17 protein-coding genes and 1 pseudogene are annotated in these 23,081 nt (G+C 42.4%); 3 read left to right on the top strand and 15 right to left on the bottom strand.

The annotated features are described in order from the left end of the window. Positions 1–185: 185 nt before the first annotated feature. The 3 genes from WMO43_RS01610 to WMO43_RS01600 all read right to left on the bottom strand — a co-directional run bounded on the left by WMO43_RS01610 (position 186) and on the right by WMO43_RS01600 (position 2,835). Positions 186–416, bottom strand: coding sequence for a hypothetical protein (locus WMO43_RS01610; protein ID WP_353529535.1), 231 nt, complete (start codon positions 414–416; stop codon positions 186–188). A gap of 99 nt (positions 417–515) precedes the next feature. Further along, entirely contained in the window at positions 516–1,022 is a 507-nt protein-coding gene (locus WMO43_RS01605) for an SEC-C metal-binding domain-containing protein (RefSeq protein WP_353529534.1), read from the bottom strand. Between the two features lie 55 nt (positions 1,023–1,077). Next, complete coding sequence (locus WMO43_RS01600; protein ID WP_353529532.1) at positions 1,078–2,835, bottom strand: HD domain-containing phosphohydrolase; 1,758 nt, start codon at positions 2,833–2,835, stop codon at positions 1,078–1,080. 107 nt (positions 2,836–2,942) lie between these two features. On the opposite strand from WMO43_RS01600, the gene WMO43_RS01595 reads away from it, so the two are divergent. After that, positions 2,943–3,161 (top strand): hypothetical protein, encoded by a 219-nt coding sequence (locus WMO43_RS01595; protein WP_353529529.1) that lies wholly within the window; start codon positions 2,943–2,945, stop codon positions 3,159–3,161. A 33-nt stretch (positions 3,162–3,194) separates the two neighbouring features. On the opposite strand, the gene WMO43_RS01590 is transcribed toward WMO43_RS01595, so the two are convergent. Continuing rightward, entirely contained in the window at positions 3,195–4,469 is a 1,275-nt protein-coding gene (locus WMO43_RS01590) for an adenylosuccinate synthase (protein WP_353529527.1), read from the bottom strand. A 158-nt stretch (positions 4,470–4,627) separates the two neighbouring features. After that, the gene (locus WMO43_RS01585) at positions 4,628–5,539 is read right to left on the bottom strand and encodes a LysR family transcriptional regulator (RefSeq protein WP_353529595.1); all 912 of its coding nucleotides are present in this window, start codon (positions 5,537–5,539) and stop codon (positions 4,628–4,630) included. 132 nt (positions 5,540–5,671) lie between these two features. Between WMO43_RS01585 and WMO43_RS01580 the strand changes: the two genes are divergently transcribed. Next, the gene (locus tag WMO43_RS01580) at positions 5,672–7,006 is read left to right on the top strand and encodes an MATE family efflux transporter (protein ID WP_353529526.1); all 1,335 of its coding nucleotides are present in this window, start codon (positions 5,672–5,674) and stop codon (positions 7,004–7,006) included. Here the strand turns inward: WMO43_RS01580 and hcp are convergent. From hcp to WMO43_RS01530, 10 genes are all read right to left on the bottom strand, one after another. Next, positions 6,974–8,536: a hydroxylamine reductase gene (gene hcp, locus WMO43_RS01575; protein WP_353529592.1), complete on the bottom strand. Its 1,563-nt coding sequence runs from the start codon at positions 8,534–8,536 to the stop codon at positions 6,974–6,976. The two genes, WMO43_RS01580 and hcp, sit on opposite strands and share 33 nt — an antisense overlap. A 204-nt stretch (positions 8,537–8,740) precedes the next feature. Beyond that, positions 8,741–9,607 carry a DegV family protein gene (locus WMO43_RS01570; protein WP_353529525.1) on the bottom strand — a complete coding sequence of 289 codons (867 nt, stop codon included), beginning with the start codon at positions 9,605–9,607 and terminating at the stop codon, positions 8,741–8,743. A gap of 218 nt (positions 9,608–9,825) precedes the next feature. Next, positions 9,826–11,445: a chaperonin GroEL gene (gene groL, locus WMO43_RS01565; protein ID WP_353529524.1), complete on the bottom strand. Its 1,620-nt coding sequence runs from the start codon at positions 11,443–11,445 to the stop codon at positions 9,826–9,828. A gap of 78 nt (positions 11,446–11,523) precedes the next feature. Continuing rightward, entirely contained in the window at positions 11,524–11,811 is a 288-nt protein-coding gene (locus tag WMO43_RS01560; RefSeq protein ID WP_177962290.1) for a co-chaperone GroES, read from the bottom strand. A gap of 286 nt (positions 11,812–12,097) precedes the next feature. Next, the gene (locus tag WMO43_RS01555; protein WP_353529522.1) at positions 12,098–13,039 is read right to left on the bottom strand and encodes a magnesium transporter CorA family protein; all 942 of its coding nucleotides are present in this window, start codon (positions 13,037–13,039) and stop codon (positions 12,098–12,100) included. Positions 13,040–13,081: 42 nt separating this feature from the next. Next, a complete protein-coding gene (locus WMO43_RS01550; protein ID WP_353529521.1) occupies positions 13,082–13,867 on the bottom strand; it encodes a Cof-type HAD-IIB family hydrolase in 786 nt (261 codons plus the stop codon). A gap of 127 nt (positions 13,868–13,994) precedes the next feature. Next, positions 13,995–15,488: a glutamate synthase subunit beta gene (locus WMO43_RS01545; protein ID WP_353529520.1), complete on the bottom strand. Its 1,494-nt coding sequence runs from the start codon at positions 15,486–15,488 to the stop codon at positions 13,995–13,997. Positions 15,489–15,503: 15 nt separating this feature from the next. Continuing rightward, complete coding sequence (gene gltB / locus WMO43_RS01540) at positions 15,504–20,057, bottom strand: glutamate synthase large subunit (protein ID WP_353529519.1); 4,554 nt, start codon at positions 20,055–20,057, stop codon at positions 15,504–15,506. Positions 20,058–20,747: 690 nt separating this feature from the next. Continuing rightward, positions 20,748–22,133 (bottom strand): MATE family efflux transporter, encoded by a 1,386-nt coding sequence (locus tag WMO43_RS01535; protein ID WP_353529517.1) that lies wholly within the window; start codon positions 22,131–22,133, stop codon positions 20,748–20,750. Between the two features lie 156 nt (positions 22,134–22,289). Continuing rightward, a complete protein-coding gene (locus tag WMO43_RS01530) occupies positions 22,290–22,442 on the bottom strand; it encodes an aldo/keto reductase (protein WP_353529515.1) in 153 nt (50 codons plus the stop codon). A gap of 49 nt (positions 22,443–22,491) precedes the next feature. Between WMO43_RS01530 and WMO43_RS01525 the strand changes: the two are divergent. Further along, positions 22,492–23,040, top strand: a pseudogene (locus WMO43_RS01525) (LysR family transcriptional regulator); the annotation flags it as partial. Positions 23,041–23,081: the final 41 nt, after the last annotated feature.

Genomic DNA, 23,081 nt, shown 5'->3' with positions numbered 1-23,081 from the left:
TGTACTATGGAGATGAAACTCCCGGAAGCGTGGAGCCCACTGGCGAACACGCTTCCTGCTTTGTGGGAGGTTCATCGGAATGCTTAGCACAAGGAAGCCTGAAATATTTATTTGTGCAGCCTGCCCCGCGACCTATAAAGACACGCCTTCGCACCTTACACTTTGGAAACAAAAAAATCCATACACTACAATCTGTAATGCATGGACGTTCTTCTTTTACTCTTCAACGCGGTTCCACCCTGCTTGCTCTGTCGGTACAAAGCCTCTCTTTTGACGATAACGGAATCACCGGACTCTTTTCGATAAGTCACTCCGAGGTGGTCTTCGTCAGCTTCCCTGTCAAACCGCTTGCAGCTCAAAGCCTGTGCTTTGGCGGTTCTCTCTGTCACATTTTCACTGATTACTCTTCTCTTCAACGTGTTTTCTTTCTTTTTACGCCTTGTATTGTAGACTCTTTTTTTCTGTCTGTAAAGTGTTTTTTACAAATTATAAAAAAATTTTTAAAAAATCTCTATTTATTTGTTCTTCCCGCAGCACTTTTTATACTTTTTACCGCTTCCACATGGACATGGGTCATTTGGATATACCTTATCCTCTTTCACGACTGTTCCTGATTTTTTCTGTTCTAAGTATAATTCGTGTTTTCTTTCCGGTGTGAAAATGTCATCCCACTGTGGCAGTTCATATAACCACTCTGCCTTTGCATCTACCATATTTTTGTAAAGAAGCTCTTTGTCAAAGATCAGGTTGACCGGTGTGTCCTCTTCCATGGTCTCTAATGGATTGCGCTCTTTTAAGCTCTCATTGATCCCATCTAAAAATCCTGTCATCTCCATCAGGCTGACCTGATACTTGTCTGCTAATTCTTTGACTGTTCCGGATACTTCCTCGTCCGGATGATCTAACAGTTTTTCATAGATTCCTTTTTCTACCAGAAAGTAATCCTGCCAGAACTTCTGTAATTTTGCTCTATCTGCCTGCTCATTATAAGCAATCTTCTGCCATTCCTGTAATAGTGCCATAGTTTCTCACCTTATCCTTCATAGTCTTGTGCTTTTTGCACCGTAACAGTATAACCTATTTATACTCATTTTTCAATAGTTCCTCCGCATCCTTCAGACATTCTAAAAGAATCGGATTGAATGTACCGCACTCTCCCGCAAGTATCATTTCCATTGCTTTTTCATGGGAAAATGCTTTTTTGTATACACGAGGACTAACCAGTGCATCATAGACATCCACGATACCTACAATCTGACTCCAAAGAGGTATCTCATCGCCCTGTAAGCCCTCCGGATAACCCTTTCCATCCCAGCGCTCATGGTGATATTTTGCAATGTCGAGACTGTAACGCTCCTGCTCCTCGTCATCATTTAACTTAAATCCCCGAATGATTTCATAGCCCTTTGTCGTATGGGTTTTCATAATCTCCATTTCCTCATCTGTCAGCCGTCCCTTTTTGTTCAGAATGGTGTCCGATATGGAAATTTTTCCAACATCATGCAATGCTGCCGCACGGCAGATTTTTTCACGGCTGGAATCTATGATGAAATGTTCCGGATATTTTTTGTTATAGGTATTAATCATAATCCGGGTCAGATCCTTCGTACGCTTAATATGCTCTCCGGAATCCAGATCCCTGAATTCCACCAGATTGCTCAGAGTACCAATAACATTATCCGCATACTTCCGGTATTTTTCCTGCTCCTCTTCTATCTGGCGCTGTGCTTCAATAATCAGCGTAATATCCGTACGAAGCAGCATGTAGACCGGATAACCGTCTGCTTTTCCGCAATGAATTCCCTTGACCTGCATCCAATGCACATCTCCGTTGATATCGAGTACCCGGTAAGTAATCTCTAAATCCGCTTTCCGCTCCGCCTGAAGATGAAAATAAGCAGACACCCGCTCAGCATCCTTTGGATAGATATGCTCTAAATATCCGTTCTCATAATCTGCCTGTGTCTCACCCATCATCCGGTAAAATTCTTCGTTTGCACTGATGATGGACAAATTCTTATCCACACGCATCGTACAGACACCACCCGGAATTGCCTTATAAGTTGCCTCTAAGTTATTCTGTGTACGAACCTGAAGCACTTTTCTGGTATGAATATTACGAATAACTAAAACGGCTAATGTATCACGGTATTCCGTATACTCCAAGGGAATCACACGCAGGGAAAACCAACGGTATCTGCCGTCCTCTCCTTTGATTAACATCTCGTCCTCTAAATATTTTCCACCTTTATTAAAATATGCCTCCATCTTGGCACAGGTATCAAATCTCCCGCATCTCTCGCGGTCTTTAGAGTGCATTCTCCTCAGCATATCGGCAAAAATCCCGTCCACACTGCCCTCTTCCTCGCAGAGGAACTGGTTCTTGTCATTCCATATATAGCTTCTGCTTATATTTTTTGTCAGATTCAGACTGACGGTCGCTACACTGATTTTTTTCACTACCCGGTCAATCGAGCGGTTATACAGATAATAATTCTTTGTCTCCTCCGCCTTCATCTGGGGAATAATGGTTACGATGTATGCAGGAATTTTATCCTCCCATAAAATCTCATCCACACTGACTTCGACCATTCCGCCAAACACATGACTTTCACGCAAAAAAACATTTTTTCCTTTTTTCGCCGGGTCATAAGATTCCAAGGGACACCGGTTACAGATATCCATTCCGATTTCATAACATCCAAGACTTACCTCTGCTGCAGGCACCAGTTCTTTGAATCGTTTATTGCAGTATATAATTGTATGACTTCTCTTCTCAATAATGTAAATACCGGCATTGGTAATCGCATCCAGTACCCTCTCAAAATTCCACATCGGCCCGCTTCTCCTTTTGCTACTTATTGTACTACGTTTAAGTTTTCCGTGCAATAACCCTTTCCCTATGTTATGATAAAAAAAAATGGGGTGAAAAGGAGCCGCACATGAAAAAAGTAAAACAGGTTTTAGCAATTTTGCTGATCCTCATCCTGATCGGACTCTATGTCTCTACGCTGGTGTTTGCCATCATCGGCAGTGAACGCGCAATGGTCTGGTTAAAGATTTCTATCTATGCAACCATTGTACTTCCGGTCCTGCTCTGGGCATATGGGTTTATCTATAAAATGATAAAGGATGATCACGAAAAAAAAGGGGAAGAATGATACGGTGTCATTCTTCCTCTTTTTCTGTTCGGATTAACGATAAATAATGTCATCACGGCCCGGACCATTTGACACCATGGTAATCGGGTAACCGATGTGACGTTCTACAAATTCAATGTAGTTTCTGCAATTCTCCGGCAGATCTTCGTATTTCTTAATGCCGCGGATGTCACTCTTCCATCCCGGAAGAATCTCATAAACCGGTTTTGCCTTCTTTAAGATGGCTGTTGTCGGAAAATCGGTGGTTACTTTTCCGTCAATCTCATAACCGATGCAGACCGGGATCTCATCTAAATAGCCCAATACATCTAATACGGTAAAGGCTACATCTGTCGTACCCTGAAGACGGCAGCCATATTTAGAAGCCACAGCATCAAACCAGCCCATTCTTCTCGGACGTCCGGTGGTTGCTCCGAACTCACCGCCGTCACCACCGCGTTTTCTTAACTCATCGGCTTCTTCACCAAAGATTTCGCTGACAAACTCTCCTGCTCCGACAGCGGAAGAATATGCTTTACATACGGTAATGACCTGTTTGATCTCATATGGTGGAATTCCTGCTCCGATCGCTCCATAAGCTGCTAACGTGGATGAGGACGTAACCATTGGATAGATTCCGTGATCCGGGTCTTTTAAGGTTCCAAGCTGACCCTCTAATAAAATATTCTTACCTTCTTTGATTGCTTCATACAGATAGGAGGAAACATCGCAGACATATGGTGCTACCATCTCTCTGTACTCTTTTAACTCTTTGACAATATCCTCCGGTTTTAATAATGGTTTATGGTATAAATGCTCTAACAGTACATTTTTCTGCTCGCAGACTCTTGCTGCTTTTTCTTCGATTAACTCATCATCAAAAATTTCGCTGACCTGGAAACCGATCTTTGCATATTTATCAGAATAAAATGGTGCAATTCCCGATTTTGTGGAACCAAAGGATTTTCCGCCTAAACGTTCTTCCTCGTACTGGTCGAATAAAATATGATAGGACATTACGATCTGTGCTCTGTCTGATACTAAGATCTTCGGCTGTGGCACATCACGGTCTGTGATCGATTTGATCTCCTTAAATAATACAGGAATGTTTAATGCCACTCCATTGCCGATGATACTGGTTGTATGGTTATAGAATACTCCTGACGGCAGAGTATGCAGTGCAAATTTTCCATAGTCATTTACAATGGTATGACCTGCATTTGCTCCACCCTGAAAACGGATGATGATATCCGCCTCTTTTGCAAGCATATCGGTAATCTTACCTTTTCCTTCATCGCCCCAGTTTGCTCCAACTACTGCTTTTACCATTTGAATCCTCCTTTAACAGTCATCCTGGAATAGTTTCCCATAAAAAGAAGCAGGTGTAAAAACCTGCTTCACATTGTTCTCCGTTTTTACTTTCTGATTATACACGAAACTTCCTCATAAGTAAAATCAATATTTTTTATATTCTTTATAAGTTTTTATTATGACTTGTGTTTGTCGGGCGTACACTTGTCCTCTAACAAATCCAGAAACCTTCTTGCCGCCGCTGTCATCGGAACCTTTTCGTCCGTGACGATACAAAAATGTCTTTGGGGAATCTCTCTGTCAAAATGCAGCCGGAAAATCTCTCCCTTTTCCATTGCTTCTAGGGCAAAATCCTCCGCCACTCCGGCAATCCCAAAGCCCCGCATTGCAAAACGGATCAGCATATCGCTGGTCGCAAGTTCAAATTCCGGCTGTAAATGTACACCGTTTTCCCGTAAAAATCCCTCCACATATGCCCGCGTGGATGTATTTCCCTCTAAGCACATGACGGGAAGTGTCTCTAAGTCTTTGTAATTAAGCTTACGATCTGCTAAATACGCAAATTTTTTTCCTGCCACAAAAATATCTTGAATGTCCCGCACCTTGCGAAATTTAAAATCCATCCGCCTCTGGATCGGCGTACTGATCACACCAAAATCGATGACACCCTCCTGCAGCATTTTTAATGTCTCCGGTGTCGGTGCATTTTTTACCGTGACACGGATTTTCGGATATTTTTCGTGAAAACGTTCTAAGTATTCGAGCAGATAGAACTGCAGCGTCATGTCACTTGCGCCGATGCAGAGCTCTCCTTCTTCTAAATCTAACATTTCTAGGAATTTTTTCTCTCCTAAACGTATCGTCTCATAGCCACGCTTAATATAGGAATAGAGCACCTCGCCCTCCGTGGTCAGGCGCACACCCTTAGATGTCCGCACAAACAGCGGAGAACCGAGTGCCTCTTCTAAATGCCGGACTGCCTGACTGACCGCCGGCTGTGAAATAGCAAGTTCTTCTGCTGCTAATGTAATGCTTTTTTGTTTCCCTACATAATAAAAAATTTTATAATATTCTAAATTGATGTCCATGCTAAGAGCATAGCTTTTTTTCGCATTTTTTTCAATACTTATTTGGAAGTCTTGCATTTTAAAATTTCCCGTATTATACTGATTTTTTAGCACACACCCTTTTGTGGTGTCATCCTACAAAGGAGGATTTTTATGGAAAAAGATATGACTTCGGGCAGCCCGTTAAAACTGATTTTCTGGTTTTCGATACCCGTTCTTTTAGGAAATATATTTCAGCAGTTTTATAATATGGCAGATGCAATTATTGTCGGACGATTGCTCGGCGAGGATGCCCTTGCCGCAGTCGGTGCAACCGGTTCTATTATGTTTCTGGTTCTCTACTTTGCAATCGGTATTGCACAGGGCTTTGGTGTTATGATTGCACAGGCATATGGTGCGAAAAACGAGCGTTTATTAAAACACTATGTTGCCCTGTCCATCCTGCTGACCTTAATCATCTCTGTTGCCGTTACTGCTATCACGGTTCCGACTTCACGCCTGATGCTGACGGCTATGCAGACTCCTGCCAATATTTTAGATATGGCAGATTCCTATGTAAAGATTATTTTCTGGGGAATTATTGCTACGATGTTCTATAATGCTGCTTCTTCGATTTTAAGGGGCATCGGCGACAGTAAGACACCTCTTTACTTTTTGGTGTTCTCTTCCCTTTTGAACATTATTCTGGATTACTGCTTTATCCGTTTCTTTCATATGGGAACGGATGGGGCTGCTTATGCTACGGTACTGGCACAGGGTATTTCCGCCGTTCTCTGCTTTGCCTATATGTTCTGGCGTTTTAAAATTCTCAGAACACACCGGAGTGATTACTATTTTGATAAACAGGGAGTCTGGGATTTAATGCGCATCGGTCTTCCGATGGCTTTGAATTTTTCCATTACTGCGGTTGGAACCATGATTTTGCAGAGTGCCGTCAACGCCTTTGGCTCTAGTGTTGTTGCCTCTTTCACTGCCGCCATGAAGGTAGAACAGCTTTCTACCCAGCCAATGCCGACTCTTAGCACCACCATGTCCACTTACTGCGGACAGAACCTCGGTGCCGGAAAGTATGAGCGTATCTATGACGGCATGAAAAAAGCATTTTTTATTTCACTTGTCCTGACCGGCTTTGCTGCTGTTGTCTGCGTCTTTTTCGGAAGAGCCATCGTCGGACTGTTTTTAACTGCACCAACCGAAGAAGTGTTATCCTATGCAACGGTTTATCTGCGTACGATTTCCGTCTTTTTCTTCTTCCTAAGCATCCTGTACCTCTATCGTACCTCCTTACAGGGACTTGGCAAGGGAATGGTTCCGATGATTGGCGGAATCTTAGAACTTGTTGGACGCCTCGCTGTCATTATGCTTTTCGCAAAAGACTATGGCTATCCGGCTGTCTGCCTTGCCAGCCCTGTTGCATGGATTTTTGCCGGTATTCCAAATATGGCTGCCTACCTGTTATGGAAGCGCAGGACCAAGAAGCTTCTCTAAATCTTCGTCCGGTGTACTTGTCGGCATAATATTATAATTTTTCACTAAAATATCTAAGACATTTGGTGAAATAAATGCCGGCAGGGTCGGTCCAAGCAGGATATTTTTGATTCCTAAATGCAAAAGTGTCAGCAGAATACAGACCGCTTTCTGCTCATACCAGGAAAGCACCATGGATAACGGCAGTTCATTCACATCACATTCAAATGCCTCGGCAAGTGCGAGGGCTACGGTAATCGCACTATAAGCATCATTACACTGCCCCATATCCAGTATTCTCGGCAATCCTTCAATTTCTCCTAAATCTAAATCATTGAGACGGTATTTTCCACAGGCAAGCGTCAAAATAATGGTATCCATCGGTGTCTTTTTTGCAAATTCCGTATAATAGCTTCTGCCCGGTGCCGCTCCATCACATCCTCCAATTAAAAAGAAATGTCGAATTTTTCCTTTTTTCACTAAATCCACAATTTTTCCTGCATTTTCTAATACAGCCCCATGCCCAAATCCGGTTGTCACGGTGGAGCCGCCGTTAATGCCCTTTAACGGCTTTTCTCTGTCATATCCCTTGCATGCAATTGCTTTTTCAATCACCGGTGTAAAATCTTTATCTTCCCCGATATGCACCATTTCCGGATAAGACACAATGGAGGTAGTAAATACACGGTCTGAATAACTCTGGCGTACCGGCATCAGGCAGTTCGTGGTAAAGAGAATCGGTGCCGGAATATTGTGGAACTCAAACTGCTGGCTCTGCCATGCCGTTCCAAAATTTCCTTTTAAGTGCGGATATGCTTTTAATTTTGGATATCCATGTGCAGGAAGCATCTCACTGTGCGTATAAATGTTGATTCCCTTGTCCTTTGTCTGCTCTAAAAGCAGCTTTAAATCATGCAGGTCATGTCCGCTTACGACAATGAACGGTCCTTTTTCAATGGTAAGAGGAACGGTGGTCGGAACCGGTGTTCCGTAAGTTTCCGTATTTGCACGGTCTAACATCGCCATACATTTGTAATTTACATCTCCGGTCTTTAGCACCAGACTCAGTAATTCGTCTGCCGTATGCTCTTCGCCGAGTGCCTCCATTCCCTCATAGAAAAATGCCTGCACTTCCGGGTCCGTATATTCTAATGCATAAGAATGATACGCATATGCCGCCATTCCCTTTAACCCGAACAGTATTAAGGATTTCAAAGAACGGATATCCTCGTCATCATCCCAGATGGTCTGCACATCATAGTTATCTGTCTGTGGTGCGATGGCTTCCTTTTCTTTGTTAACCTCATCGATCAGCGCACATATCGTATCATTGTAAAAGTTGACATTTGTAATTGTAGTGAATAATCCTTTGAGCATCAGTTCATCTGATTTTTCGGTTGCACCTTTCTTTCGCACTGCTCTGGCTAATCCAATCAATGCACTTACTAAATCATCCTGATAATTTGCAGTATCTGCTTTTTTTCCACACACACCGGCACTTCCCTCACAGCCTGTATTGTGTGCTGTCTGCTGACACTGAAAGCAAAACATATCTCCCATGTCGTTTTCCTCCTTTTTTCATTTCCTCCATATTCTTCCAATGTTTTGCTTTGATTATTCATATTATTTCTTAATTTAATAGATTTCTCCTTTGTTCCAACTTAAAACATTCTTTCCACATAAAAATAGCCGGACTCTTCCAGCCGTCAGACTTCTTGTCCTGACTTCTGAAAAAGTCCGGTATTTATTTCATACTTAATACTCTATCTTCTTTGAACATGCGATAGCCAATGCACCCGGTCCGATATGACAGGAGATGCTTAAGGATAATGGCTGCATCAAAATCTCACAGCCTGGAAATGCCGCCTGCACTTCCTCTTTAAACGCATTTGCCGCTTCTAAGTCATGGGTATAGGATAGTTCTAAATGGATGCTCTCTCCACTCTCATCGTGGAAGCGTTCCCTGAAATCCTTTTTCATGGCCTCGATCATGATGTTTTTGCCCTGCTTCACTGTACGGGCTTTTGCAAAAGCATCTAACTTTTCGCCCTGGAGCTGCAATACTGGTTTAATCTTTAACAACGTTCCTAATGCCGCTGCTGCCGGGGTAATACGTCCTCCCCGCTTTAAGTAGGTCAGCGTATTGAGCATGATATAAATACTGGATTCCATTTTCTGCTCTTCTAAAATAGTCTGAATCTCTGCTGCTGACTTTCCGGCTTCTGCAAGCTCCATAGCATCTAATACGGACTGACGCATGGTAACGGAAATACGCTGATTATTCACCACTACCACTTTTCCGTCATAGTCATCGGCTAACATGATTGCCGTCTGGCAGGAACTGCTGAGTCCGCTGGACATTGGAATGTATACAATCTCATCGTACTCTTTTAACAACTCATCCCATAAATCCGTCACACTGCCCGGTGATGGCATGGAAGTAGAAATCTCTGCTCCCTCTGTTAACTTCTGATAAAATTCTTCCTGTGTCAGATTGATTTCTTCTAAATAATCCTTACCGTCAATCATAAACGGCATCGGAATGACATAAATTCCAAGTTCTTTTGCCTCCGCCTGGACAATACCACTGTTACTGTCTGTAACGATTGCAATCTTTCCCATCTTCTATTACCTCATTCTTTTTATTTTCTTCTAATATCTAATTTTTGAAACAAAGCAATTTTATCACACTTTTTTTTGACTGTAAATGTAGTAATACATACCACATGAAGTCATAAAGCATTCCATATAGACTTCTATATATAACGAAAACCGTGTATTGACGAAGTTCTCCGTCAACACACGGTATTTTCTGCTTATCCGGTTATTTTGGCTGATTCTTACATCATGCCCATTCCGCCGCCTGCCGGCATTGGTGGTACATCCTCTTTGATATTTGCCACAACGGACTCTGTGGTCAGTAAGGTGGATGCTACAGATGTTGCGTTCTGTAATGCACTTCTGGTTACTTTTACAGGGTCTAAGATTCCTGCTTCTACCATGTTTACATAATTTTCTTTTGCTGCATCAAATCCCATTCCAGGCTCTGACTCTTTTACTTTATTGATGATGACTGCACCTTCTAAACCTGCATTTGCTGCAATGTAGTATAATGGAGCTTCTAATGCTTTTAAGATAACCTTTGCACCGGTTCTCTCATCACCCTCTAATGTATCTGCTAATTTCGCAACTTCTTTGGATGCGTGGATATATGCAGAACCGCCTCCTGCGATAATTCCTTCTTCTACTGCTGCTCTGGTTGCATTTAAAGCGTCCTCCATACGAAGTTTGCTCTCTTTCATCTCTGTCTCTGTTGCTGCACCTACACGGATGACTGCAACACCGCCTGCTAATTTTGCAAGACGTTCCTGTAATTTTTCTTTATCAAACTCGGATGTTGTCTCTTCAATCTGTGCACGGATCTGTGAGATTCTTGCTTCGATCGCTGCTTTATCGCCTTCACCATCTACGATGACTGTGTTCTCTTTCTGAACTTTGATGGATTTTGCACGTCCAAGCATATCTAAAGTTGTATCTTTTAACTCTAAGCCTAACTCTTCTGAAATGACCTGACCACCTGTTAAGATTGCAATATCCTCTAACATTGCTTTTCTTCTGTCGCCATATCCCGGAGCTTTGACAGCTACAACATTGAATGTTCCACGCAGTTTGTTTACAATCAGGGTTGTAAGTGCTTCACCCTCGATATCTTCTGCGATGATCAAAAGTCTTGCACCGGACTGTACGATCTGCTCTAATACCGGAAGGATCTCCTGAATGTTGCTGATCTTCTTATCTGTGATCAGTACATATGGATCATCTAAAACTGCTTCCATTTTATCCATATCGGTTGCCATGTATGCGGAAATGTATCCACGGTCAAACTGCATACCTTCTACTAAGTCTAACTCTGTCTGCATGGTTTTTGACTCTTCAATTGTGATAACACCATCGTTTGATACTTTTTCCATAGCATCTGCTACTAAGTTTCCGACCCCTTCGTCTCCGGCAGAAATTGCTGCAACTTTTGCGATCTGATCTTTTCCGCTGACTTTCTGGCTCATAGATGCGATCGCTTCTACTGCTGTATCGGTTGCTTTTTTCATTCCTCTTCTTAAGATGATCGGGTTTGCACCAGCTTCAAGGTTCTTCATTCCCTCTTTGATCATTGCCTGTGCTAATACAGTTGCGGTTGTCGTTCCGTCACCTGCTACGTCATTTGTCTTAGTTGCAACTTCTTTTACAAGCTGTGCTCCCATATTTTCAAATGCATCTTCTAATTCAATCTCTTTTGCAATGGTCACACCATCGTTTGTGATCAGCGGTACTCCGAAAGATTTATCTAATACCACGTTTCTTCCTTTTGGTCCGATGGTAACTCTTACTGTGTTTGCTAATTTGTCAACACCTGCTTCTAATGCGGCTCTTGCCTCTGTGCCATATTTTAATTCCTTTGCCATTTCAATCTGCCTCCATTAATCTATAATCTGTCTTATCATTTCTAACTTTACAAATTTTAAAAAGATATGTTCCCGAAATTAATCTTCTACTACTGCAAGAATATCATTCTGTCTTACGATGATGTATTCTTCGCCATCTAATTTTACCTCTGTTCCTGCATATTTAGAATAGATAACCTTCTGTCCTTCTTTGACCTGCATTTTCACTTCTTTTCCGTCTACCACTCCACCCGGTCCGACTGCTACTACTTCTGCGTCCTGTGGTTTTTCCTGTGCAGCACTTGTTAAAATAATTCCTGACTTTGTAGTCTCTTCTGCCTCTAACTGTTTCAGTACAACTCTGTCGCTTAATGGTACTAATTTCATTTTAATTCCTCCTATATCTTTCTACTTTTTTCTTCATTATTAGCACTCATTCAATTTGAGTGCTAACCCTTTCATCTACATAAGATAGCACTATGTTTTTTCTTTGTCAATAAGCATTTGGGGATTTAATAAATTATTTATATTTCCAAGGCATTTCGTACCAGGAACTGACAGTATGTGACTCCTATAAAGATTAGGGTGTCAGAAAGCTCCTCTCAACTTAGTGGCTGCAACTTGCTCAATAAAAAATGCCAGGCAGTCCGCAAACCACCTGACATTTTTACATCTATACCATTTTTCTCTTTCTTAAGATCAGCAATACGATCACACAAATCAGCACCATAATGCCGCAGACAATATAAAAGCCATACGGTGTCTGCGATAGCGGCATCCATTTTCCACTGACATTCATTCCGTAGATTCCTGAAATAACCGTCGGAATAGCCATAACAAGTGTAATGGATGTCAGATATTTCATTACATTGTTCAAACGGTTATCGATGATCGTGGACAACAGCTCTCTGGTACCATTGATGATATCACGATAAATTGCGGTCATCTCGATTGCCTGTTTATTCTCGACAATAACATCCTCTAAGATTTCTCTGTCCTCCGGGAACTGTTTTAACCGCTCATAGCGGGTCAGACGGTCTAATACAACTCCGTTTGCCCGGAGTGAGGTTGCAAAGTATACTAAGTTGGATTCTAATTCATGAAGATCAATCAAATCCTTATCTTCGGTATCGTCACTGATACGTTCTTCAATCTCCCTGCGCCGTTTGTCAATGACACGCAGATAATTCTGGTAAACACTGGTCGCACGATAAAGAATCTGATAGACAAAACGCATTTTTTTCTTCGTGGAAAAATCACGCACACGCCGTTTTTCAAACGCCTGCAATACCGGTGTCTCTTCACCGCACACCGTGATAATGACACCATCTGCCAAAATAATACCTAACGGGATAGTTGTATAGGCTTCCTGTTTATGACGAATCTCAATGGATGGAATGTCGACAAGAATCAGGGTGTAGCCATCCTCTAAATCCACACGGGAACTTTCCTCATCATCCAGTGCGGCTCTGACATCGGCAATATCAATGTCAAACTGTTCTGAAATATTGATACACTCCTCCATCGTCGGTGTAATCATATTAATCCAGCATCCATCTTCTACTTTTTCAATCTCATTTACAATGCTCTCTTCTGTCTTATATATCTTAATCATGCCATCCTCCTGTCTTCGCATCTTAAACGGCATGAATTCCGACTAAATCAACCCAAAATGGTGCAATCCGTTGTAGATGCCGTCTTTATGGAGATCACTCGTGACATAGTCCGCGACTGCCTTCACCTCGTCTAAGCCATTGCCCATGACAATCCCGTGCTGCACATAGTGAATCATATCGTAATCATTCATACTGTCCCCAAAAGCATAGGTGTCTTCGTGTGCAATCTGCAAACACTCACACGTCTTTTCAATCCCTGTTGCTTTTGAGAAATTTCCGGGCACAAGCTCCACAAAGTCTGTTCCATGGTAAATAATATCATAGTCCTTTGACAATCGGTCTAATACCCCTTTGCACTCCCGCCCTCGTATGTCAATACTGAGCTTGCTCGCTTCTAACCGGTGTTCATTGCCCGTAATCGGACGCAGCCTGTCCGCGACAGTTGCCTGCAACACCTTCAAAAACGGGTCATCGGCAAACGTATCTTCATCCACATACAGATACTCTCTTCCTTCTAATACTACCGGATAATGATATGGCTTTAAAATCTTCAGTGTTCGTTCCAGTACCTCTTCTTCAATCCGTTTATAAAAAAGAACCTCGCCGGCTTTTTCCACATAAGTTCCGCAGCCGGCGACAATCCCATCAAAGCCCAACGCAAGCAGACGCTCGTCCTGTATATAGGAGAGCGTCCGCCCTGAGCATATAAAGGTCAGATGTCCGTTGTTTTTCAACATCTCAAATGCCTTTTTTGTACTTTCCGGTATCTGAAATTTTTCATCCCATAAGGTTCCATCTATATCAAAAAAGATTGCTTTTGTTCCCATATCTTCCACCTGTTACTTCTATATATAATAACTAAGTTTTATTGTAGCACATTTTATATAGATTTGTGAACCTTGAATTTTACAATTGTTTTCTCCCATAAAGGGCAATTTTATACATAAAGGCTTTTTACTGTACGGACAGATAAGAATATCCCATCAGACTTTCGTCCACTGCTCTTGCCACTTCTCTGCCCTCGCGGATCGCCCAGACTACTAAAGACTGGCCTCTTCGCACATCGCCTGCTGCATAGACTCTTTCCACACTGGTCGCATAAGTTTCCTGATCAGCCGCAACATTGGTTCTTTCATTGAGCTTTACGCCAAATGCATCTGCCACATATTTCTGTGTTCCTAAAAATCCTGCTGCTATCAATACCAGTTCGGCATTCAGCACTTTTTCCGAACCGGCTACTTCCGTCATCACCATGCGTCCGGTCTTTTCATCCTTTTTGCTCTCTAACTTTACGGTCTTGACTCCGCAGACTGCACCTTTTTTATCTTTTAAAAATTCTTTGACTGTCGTCTGATAAATTCTTGGATCATGACCAAAGACAGCAATTGCTTCTTCCTGACCGTAATCTGTCTTGCAGACTTTCGGCCACTCCGGCCATGGATTGTCCTCGGCTCTTTCATCCGGTGCTTTCGGCATCATCTCAAGCTGTGTCACACTCTTTGCTCCATGACGGATACAGGTTCCGACACAGTCATTTCCGGTATCACCACCACCGATAATGATGACATTTTTCCCTTTTGCTGAGATATATTTCTGGTCTTTCAAATCCGAATTTAACAGGCTCTTTGTCGTAGAGGTAAGAAAATCTACCGCAAAATAAATGCCTTCCGCATCTCTTCCCTCTGCCTTGATATCTCTTGGATTCTTCGCACCACAGGCTAAGATGACACGGTCATACTCTTTTAAAATTTTTGCTGCTTTGATATCTTTTCCGATATCCGTTCCCGTAACAAATTCCACGCCCTCTTCTTTCATCACTTCAATTTTTCTCTCGATAAAGCGTTTTTCTAACTTCATGTTCGGGATTCCATACATCAGAAGTCCGCCAACACGGTCATCTCTTTCGTATACTGTCACGGAATGACCTCTTTTATTCAACTGGTCTGCTGCTGCAAGTCCCGCAGGCCCTGAACCGATGACTGCAATCTTCTTATCCGTTCTTACCTTTGGCGGTCTTGCCTTTGCATATCCTTTTTCATAGGCATTCTCAATAATACTGTTCTCATTTTCACGGACAGAAACCGGGCTTCCGTTCAATCCGCAGGTACATGCTTTTTCACAGAGTGCCGGACATACACGGGAAGTAAATTCCGGGAAGTTGTTGGTCTTGATCAGGCGCTCATAGGCACGTTTCAGATTATCTTCATAAACTAAATCATTCCACTCCGGTACTAAGTTGTGAAGCGGGCAGCCGGATGTCATGCCCATCAGTTCCATGCCGGACTGGCAGAACGGCACTCCGCAGTCCATACATCTCGCGCCCTGTTCACGGCGTTTTTCTTTTGAGAGAGGTATATGGAACTCATTAAAATTCTTGATACGCTCCTTTGGCTCAACGGCTATAGTTTCCTCTCTGTCGTATTCCATAAATCCTGTTGGTTTTCCCATCGTTCCATTTCCCTCCTATCTCTTCGTATTTGCATAAAATGCTTCTATCTGTGCCTGCTCCGCATTCAGACCTTTTTCCTCCATCTGGACAATGGTCATTAACATACGGTTGTAATCAAACGGAATAATTTTCTTAAACTTCGGCAGATATTCACTGAAGTGGTCTAAAATCCGTTTTCCTTTATCGGAATTGGTCAATGCCACATGCTCTTTAATCATTTCTTTTAATTCTAAGACATCATATTTTGATGTAATCTCCTGCATAGACACCATTTCTTTATTGGTTCTCATATAGAGGTCGCTGTCCTCATCGAGTACATAAGCGATTCCTCCACTCATTCCTGCCGCAAAGTTCTTTCCGGTCTTTCCAAGTACCACGACACGGCCTCCGGTCATGTACTCACAGCCATGGTCTCCAACACCCTCTACTACGGCAACTGCACCGGAGTTACGAACGCAGAAACGTTCTCCTGCTACACCGTTGATAAAGGCTTTTCCACTGGTCGCTCCATAAAGTGCCACGTTACCAATGATGATATTTTCATCCTGTTTAAAGGTGGAGCCTGCCGGTGGGTATACCACTAATTTTCCGCCGGAAAGTCCTTTTCCAAAGTAGTCATTGCTGTCACCGACTAATTCTAAGGTCAGACCTTTTGGTATAAATGCTCCAAAGCTCTGTCCGCCGGCTCCCTTACATTTTACAATAAAGTTATCTTCCTCCAAGGTATCCTGATACTTCTTTGTGATCTCGGAACCAAAGATGGTACCAAAGGAACGGTCAGTATTGGTCAGTTCCACATCAATGCTGCGTTTCTGTTTGGTGTCTAGTGCTGTCTTTAACTGCTTCATCAAAATACGCTCATCGGCTGTTTTTTCTAATTCAAAGTCATATACCTGTTTCGGGTCAAAGGTTACCTTCTGTTTTGGTCCTGCAAACGGGTTATTTAATATAGAAGATAAATCTACTTTCTGCTCTCTTTCATCGAGTCCTTCGCGAACCTTGAGCAGATCAGAACGTCCTACTAACTCATCTACGGTACGGACACCGAGTTTTGCCATATATTCACGAAGTTCTTCTGCAATAAAGTGCATGAAGTTGATGACATATTCCGGTTTTCCTTTAAAACGTTTGCGAAGCTCCGGATTCTGTGTTGCAATTCCGACCGGACAGGTATCTAAGTTGCAGACACGCATCATCACACATCCCATGGTTACAAGCGGTGCGGTTGCAAATCCAAATTCTTCTGCTCCAAGAAGTGCTGCAATGGCAACATCTCTTCCTGTCATCAGTTTTCCGTCTGTCTCAATTCTGACCTTGTTTCTCAGTCCGTTCATGATTAAGGTCTGATGCGTCTCAGCCAGTCCTAACTCCCAAGGAAGTCCGGCGTTATGAATTGAACTGCTCGGTGCCGCTCCGGTACCTCCATCATAGCCGGAAATCAGAATCACCTGTGCTCCTGCCTTTGCAACACCGGCTGCTACTGTTCCCACGCCTGCCTCGGATACTAATTTTACGGAAATACGGGCATCCGTATTGGCATTTTTTAAATCAAAAATTAACTGCTCTAAATCCTCAATAGAATAGATGTCATGGTGTGGCGGCGGTGATATCAGACTTACACCCGGTGTCGAATGTCTGGTTTTTGCAATCCACGGATAGACCTTTCCTGCCGGAAGATGTCCGCCTTCGCCCGGTTTTGCTCCCTGTGCCATTTTAATCTGAATCTCTTTGGCACTGACCAGATAACGGCTGGTAACACCGAAGCGTCCGGATGCCACCTGTTTGATTGCGGAACACCGGTTGCGTCCGTCTTTTCCGATCTCAAGTCTGTCAAGACTCTCACCACCCTCACCGGAGTTAGATTTTCCATGAAGGGTATTCATTGCAATCGCAAGTGTCTCATGTGCCTCCTGTGAAATGGAACCATAGGACATCGCACCTGTTTTAAATCTTGTGACAATGGATTCCACGCTTTCTACTTCTTCGATCGGAATCCCTTTTTTCGGATAGTTGAAATCCATAAGGCCACGGATGTTTAAAGCTCTCTTTTCACCATCTAACAGTTTGGAATACTGCTTGAACAGGTTATAATCTCCACGTCTTGTGGACTCCTGCAACAGATGGATCGTCTGCGGATTGTACAAATGTTCCTCTGCTCCGCTTCTCATCTTATGACGTCCCTTGGAATCTAAGGACATATCGGTTGCAAGTCCTAACGGGTCATATGCCTCGGAGTGCAGGATATCTACGGCTTTTGCAATATCCTCTAACGTAATTCCTCCGATACGGCTGACCGTGTTTGTGAAGTATTTATCAATAACCTCTGAATCTATTCCGATCGCCTCAAAGATTTTAGAACCCTGATATGACTGGATCGTGGAAATTCCCATCTTCGATGCAATCTTAACGATTCCATGTATGACTGCATTGTTGTAATCATCGATCGCTGCATAGTAATCTTTATCTAACATATGCTCATCGATGAGGTTTTTAATGGTATCCTGTACTAAATACGGATTGATCGCACAGGCTCCATATCCGAGCAATGTTGCAAAATGGTGTACCTCTCTTGGTTCGCCGGACTCTAAGATAACAGCAAGGCTGGTTCTCTTTTTCGTCTCAACTAAATGCTGGTTCAGACCTGCTACGGCAAGCAGTGACGGGATTGCCACATGGTTCTCATCCACACCACGGTCGGAAAGGATCAGGATATTGGCTCCGTCTTTATGTGCACGGTCTGCTTCTACAAAAAGATGATCCAATGCCTTTTGCAGACTGGTATTTTTATAGTAAGTGATCGGTAAGGTAACTACCTTAAATCCTTCACGCTTCATAGAACGGATCTTCATTAAATCCGTATTGGTCAGGATCGGATTGTGTATCTTTAATACCTGACAGTTGATTGCATTTTCCTCTAAGAGGTTGCCGTCTTTTCCGATATAAGTGGTAGTGGAAGTTACCACTTCCTCACGGATGCAGTCGATTGGCGGGTTTGTAACCTGTGCAAACAGCTGTTTAAAATAGTTGAACAGTGGCTGCTGGTCTTTGGACAATACCGGTATCGGTGAGTCAATTCCCATTGCCGCAATGGATTCTGCTCCGTTTCTTGCCATCGGCAAAATGGTATCTTTGGTAGATTCATAGGTATAACCAAAGGCTTTCTGCAATCGGTTCAAATCCTCGCCTCTGTGCTCAATGACACGCTCATTCGGAATCTTTAAGTCTTTTAATTCCACTAAGTTCCGGTCTAACCATTCACCATACGGCTGCATATTTGCGTAACTGTCTTTTAACTCATTATCGTCAATGACCTCACCCTTGACGGTGTCAACTAAAAGCATTTTTCCCGGACGAAGTCTCTCTTTAACTTTGATACGCTCCGGCTCAATCTCTAAGACACCGACCTCGGAGGACAGAATCAGATAATCATCCGTTGTGATATAGTATCTCGATGGGCGGAGTCCGTTACGGTCTAAAACCGCTCCCATGATATCGCCATCAGAAAACAAAATGGATGCCGGTCCGTCCCACGGTTCCATCATCGTCGCATAATACTGGTAAAAATCTTTTTTCTTCTGACTCATAATGCTGTTATTTGCCCATGGCTCCGGTATCGTGATCATTACGGCAAGCGGCAGATCCATTCCACTCATTACAAGGAATTCTAAGGTATTATCTAACATTGCGGAGTCAGAACCTGCAGTATTGACCACCGGAAGAACTTTTTGCAGCTCGCCCTTTAAATGTTCGGATTCCATGGTTTCCTCACGGGCTAACATTTTATCAGCATTTCCGCGGATCGTATTGATTTCTCCGTTATGTACGATAAAACGGTTTGGATGCGCTCTCTCCCAACTTGGATTGGTGTTCGTGGAGAAACGTGAATGTACGGTTGCAATTGCAGATTCGTAATCTTTATCCTGCAGATCTTTAAAAAACAACCGAAGCTGCTCTACTAAGAACATTCCCTTGTAAACAATCGTTCTGCTTGAGAATGATACCACATAGGTGTTGTCATTACTCTGTTCAAATACACGTCTTGCAACATAGAGCTTTCTGTCAAAATCAATTCCCTTTGGACAGTCCTTGGGTCTTTTTACAAATCCCTGCATGATATACGGCATACAGTCAATTGCTTTTTGTCCTAATGTCGTTGGGTCCGTCGGCACTTCTCTCCAGCCTAAGAACTCCATGCCCTCTTTTTCTACAATGACCTCAAACATTTTCTTTGCCTGATTCCGTTTCAGCTCTTCCTGCGGGAAGAAAAACATTCCGATTCCGTAATCTCTCTCTTCTCCTAAGCAGATTCCTAACGGTTCACACGTTTTTTTGAAAAACTTATGGGAAATCTGAAGAAGGATTCCTACACCGTCTCCGGTCTTACCTTCCGCATCTTTACCTGCTCTGTGCTTCAAATTCTCTACAATCTTCAGTGCATTCTCTACGGTCTCATGCGTCTTAATACCTTTGATATTCACGACAGAACCGATTCCGCAGTTATCATGTTCAAATCTTGGATCATATAAACCCTGTGCTTTGGCGTTACTCTCATTTACCTGTGTTCTCATACGTCATCCTTTCTGCGTTTCCTGCTTTCGTGTACGCTGTGTCGTTCTTAATAACTAGGATACACCTATTTTTTTTGCGTGTAAACAGTTTTTTTCTTTATATTATCTGATAATTTGACTATTATTTATTTTTGCATTTATTATCTGATAATATAGCATTGTTTTTCGTTTGATATTTTGTATTTGGAACAATTTAGTAATGGTCTTGTTGAAAGTTTTTTGTGATCACGTTGGTTGAATCGTGGAGTTTTTTAGAATTGTGTCAGAATTGTTTGTCATTAAAAACAAAAATGAAGCCATATATAAATGGCTCCATTCCATATAGATACAATATTTTGTTTCATTACTGCATATCCATATTGGCAAGCCGCTTCATCTGATCTCGCTTACCATAAATAATTGCGATTACCTGTACTTTATTGCTTCCATCTGTTCTAACGCCTGTCTGGTAACTTTTACTTCATATTTCTTCTTACTATATCTCCGCTTTCAGTTGTTCAAAAACCTCCTCCACCGAAACAGAGTCGTCCTTCTTCGCCTGCATAAAACCGGTTTGCATCATAGTATCAAATTCCGCTTTTGTTAATGAATCTCTTTTTCTATGTCTTCAAAATCCGTTTTCCATTTTTTATCATAGGGCCTCACGACCACATGTGTTGTTCTCATTTTTTTATCCTCATAAAAAATGCATCAAAGTGAAGTGTTACACAAAGCTTTATTCGCTGCATTTGCTTCTATGTTTTTCATATGTAAAAAATATACCACAAAAATCGCTCCACCTGTAAATATCCAGGAAGCAATATAAACATTCATCAACATATCATAGGTTGGAACCATTTTAAACACCGTAACCATCCAGATCATTCGAAATACTACAGTCCCTAAAATCGTGATAATGGACGGTTCTATGGATTTTCCCATTCCTCTTAACGAGGCACTTCCCACTTCATAGGTAGCCGTTACACCTTCTAACAGGCACACATGATGCATCCTTATGATCCCATAGACAGCTACTGCTGCACTCGTCGTATAAATACTTACGAAAAAATCATCCCAGATGATAAATATGATGCTTAAAATCTCTGTAAAACCAATTCCAAACAGCATACAGAGTCCAAAAATTTTTTTACACCGTTTCAGATTTCCGGCTCCATAGTTCTGGCTGGTAAATGTTACTGCTGCCTGTGCAAAAGCGGCTGCAATATCATAAGTAAAATATTCAAAATTCAAGGCCAGTGATGAACCCGCAATGGCATCTTCTCCAAAGGAGTTGATCCCACTTTGTATAAACACATTAGAAATAGAAAAAATCGCTCCCTGTATTCCTGCCGGGATTCCGATCACCAGCACCTTTTTTAAATCTTCTTTTTCTATATGCAGCCTCTGTGGTCTGAATTGAAATTCATCCTCTCTGCAGTATAAATAGATCAATACCAGTCCCGCACTCAGGATATTGGATATTACCGTGGCAATGGCGACCCCTGCCACCCCGAGTTTGAAATAAATGACTAAGATCAGATTCAATATTACATTGACAGTTCCCGATAAGATCAGATAGTACATCGGTCTTCTGGTGTCGCCAAAACTTCTTAAGACAGCAGAACCAAAATTGTAGATCATCATAAACGGTATACCGATAAAATAGATTCTGATATATAAAAGTGCTTCATTCATCACGCTTTCCGGTGTACCCGACACCTCCAGTATCGGTTTTGCAGACAGCATTCCCAATCCCATTAAAATAACTCCTGCTATCAGTCCGAATGCCATGATCGTGTGCAGCATCCTGTTGATCTTATCTCTTCGTTTCTGTCCGATCAGATTTGCTAACACTGCATTCGGTCCTACGGAAAATCCCACGATCAGGTTTACAAAAATACCAACTAACGCTACACAGCTTCCTACTGCTGCTAATGCCCTGTCTCCTGCAAATCTTCCAACTACAGCTACATCCGCCGAATTGAATAGCTGCTGTAAAATACTGCTAAATGCCAGTGGTATGGAAAACAGGATCAGTTTTCCTGCCAGACCTCCATTTAGCATATCCATTTCTTTTGTTTTTTTCGTTGTTTCCATGACTTTTACGTCTCTCCTGACATTCTATTATTTATTATCTTTCTGTTTTCCAGACAGTATTGTACCACAGAATCTGAAATTTAAAATAGGAAAAACGCTTCACTTTCCGTAAAGCGTTTTTTAATAAGCACTCTTTCAGGCACTCTTTTTATTATTCTAATCAAAATCCACATCTGCATTCGTTTCTATATGCTTTGGATTTGCAGTCTTTGGAAGTGATGCGGTTCCAAGTTGGATCGTATACCTTATGCAAAGCTGCGGAACTGTCACACCGTACTTATCAGCCATCGCTTTTATTTCCGGCTTCATACGCTTCTTCTAACGCTCTCCAGGCTTCCCTGTTTCCTTCTTCATATCTTTTCCTGATTACAAACTGCATCTTGTTCCTTTTGAGGATGATCATGAGGGGATTTGATCTGAAATCGAAAAACTCGGAGAAAAATTTGATTTTCTGATCGGTGTCTGTGATTCGAAAGCATGGCTTTCCCTGTGCCGTTTTTTACCGCTTGGAAGGTATCAGAAAATGATCGCCATATCAAGGGAACATCCCCTTGCATCGAAAAGCTGCATTGAAATCGAGGATCTGTATGGTGAAACACTGATGATGGTTTGCCGCGGTGACTCAGGTGTCAATGATTTTATAAGAAATGATTTAGAAAAAAACCACCCGCTGATCCACATTGAAGATACCCCGCAATTTTACGACCTGTCGGTGTTCAACCGCTGTGCCGAGACAGGAAATGTCCTGCTCACCATCGAATGCTGGCAGGATGTCCATCCGGGCCTAGTAACGATTCCGGTCAACTGGCATTACAGTATTCCTTATGGTCTGTTATACAGTAACCATGCTCCTGAGGATGTTTTGCGATTTGCAGAGACATTGGAAAAGCTGGGGCAGGAGGTATAGGTTTCATTACAAACTACTGTATAAAAACTACTCTCCTGCTG

The organism is Maccoyibacter intestinihominis (assembly GCF_040096355.1).
Classification (GTDB): Bacteria; Bacillota; Clostridia; order Lachnospirales; family Lachnospiraceae; genus Maccoyibacter; species Maccoyibacter intestinihominis.
This window is presented reverse-complemented; position numbering and strand designations above follow the sequence as displayed.

Bases quoted from the DNA above. Each gene is read 5' to 3' on its own strand.
- groL (WP_353529524.1), bottom strand. From the start codon at position 11,445: ATGGCAAAGGAATTAAAATATGGCACAGAGGCAAGAGCCGCATTAGAA.
- WMO43_RS01580 (WP_353529526.1), top strand. From the start codon at position 5,672: ATGGAAAAAGATATGACTTCGGGCAGCCCGTTAAAACTGATTTTCTGG.
- WMO43_RS01545 (WP_353529520.1), bottom strand. From the start codon at position 15,488: ATGGGAAAACCAACAGGATTTATGGAATACGACAGAGAGGAAACTATA.
- hcp (WP_353529592.1), bottom strand. From the start codon at position 8,536: ATGTTTTGCTTTCAGTGTCAGCAGACAGCACACAATACAGGCTGTGAG.
- WMO43_RS01590 (WP_353529527.1), bottom strand. From the start codon at position 4,469: ATGGTAAAAGCAGTAGTTGGAGCAAACTGGGGCGATGAAGGAAAAGGT.
- WMO43_RS01535 (WP_353529517.1), bottom strand. From the start codon at position 22,133: ATGGAAACAACGAAAAAAACAAAAGAAATGGATATGCTAAATGGAGGT.
- WMO43_RS01550 (WP_353529521.1), bottom strand. From the start codon at position 13,867: ATGGGAACAAAAGCAATCTTTTTTGATATAGATGGAACCTTATGGGAT.
- WMO43_RS01600 (WP_353529532.1), bottom strand. From the start codon at position 2,835: ATGTGGAATTTTGAGAGGGTACTGGATGCGATTACCAATGCCGGTATT.
- WMO43_RS01585 (WP_353529595.1), bottom strand. From the start codon at position 5,539: ATGGACATCAATTTAGAATATTATAAAATTTTTTATTATGTAGGGAAA.
- WMO43_RS01530 (WP_353529515.1), bottom strand. From the start codon at position 22,442: ATGAAGCCGGAAATAAAAGCGATGGCTGATAAGTACGGTGTGACAGTT.
- WMO43_RS01605 (WP_353529534.1), bottom strand. From the start codon at position 1,022: ATGGCACTATTACAGGAATGGCAGAAGATTGCTTATAATGAGCAGGCA.
- WMO43_RS01570 (WP_353529525.1), bottom strand. From the start codon at position 9,607: ATGGGAAAGATTGCAATCGTTACAGACAGTAACAGTGGTATTGTCCAG.
- WMO43_RS01555 (WP_353529522.1), bottom strand. From the start codon at position 13,039: ATGATTAAGATATATAAGACAGAAGAGAGCATTGTAAATGAGATTGAA.
- WMO43_RS01595 (WP_353529529.1), top strand. From the start codon at position 2,943: ATGAAAAAAGTAAAACAGGTTTTAGCAATTTTGCTGATCCTCATCCTG.
- WMO43_RS01560 (WP_177962290.1), bottom strand. From the start codon at position 11,811: ATGAAATTAGTACCATTAAGCGACAGAGTTGTACTGAAACAGTTAGAG.
- gltB (WP_353529519.1), bottom strand. From the start codon at position 20,057: ATGAGAACACAGGTAAATGAGAGTAACGCCAAAGCACAGGGTTTATAT.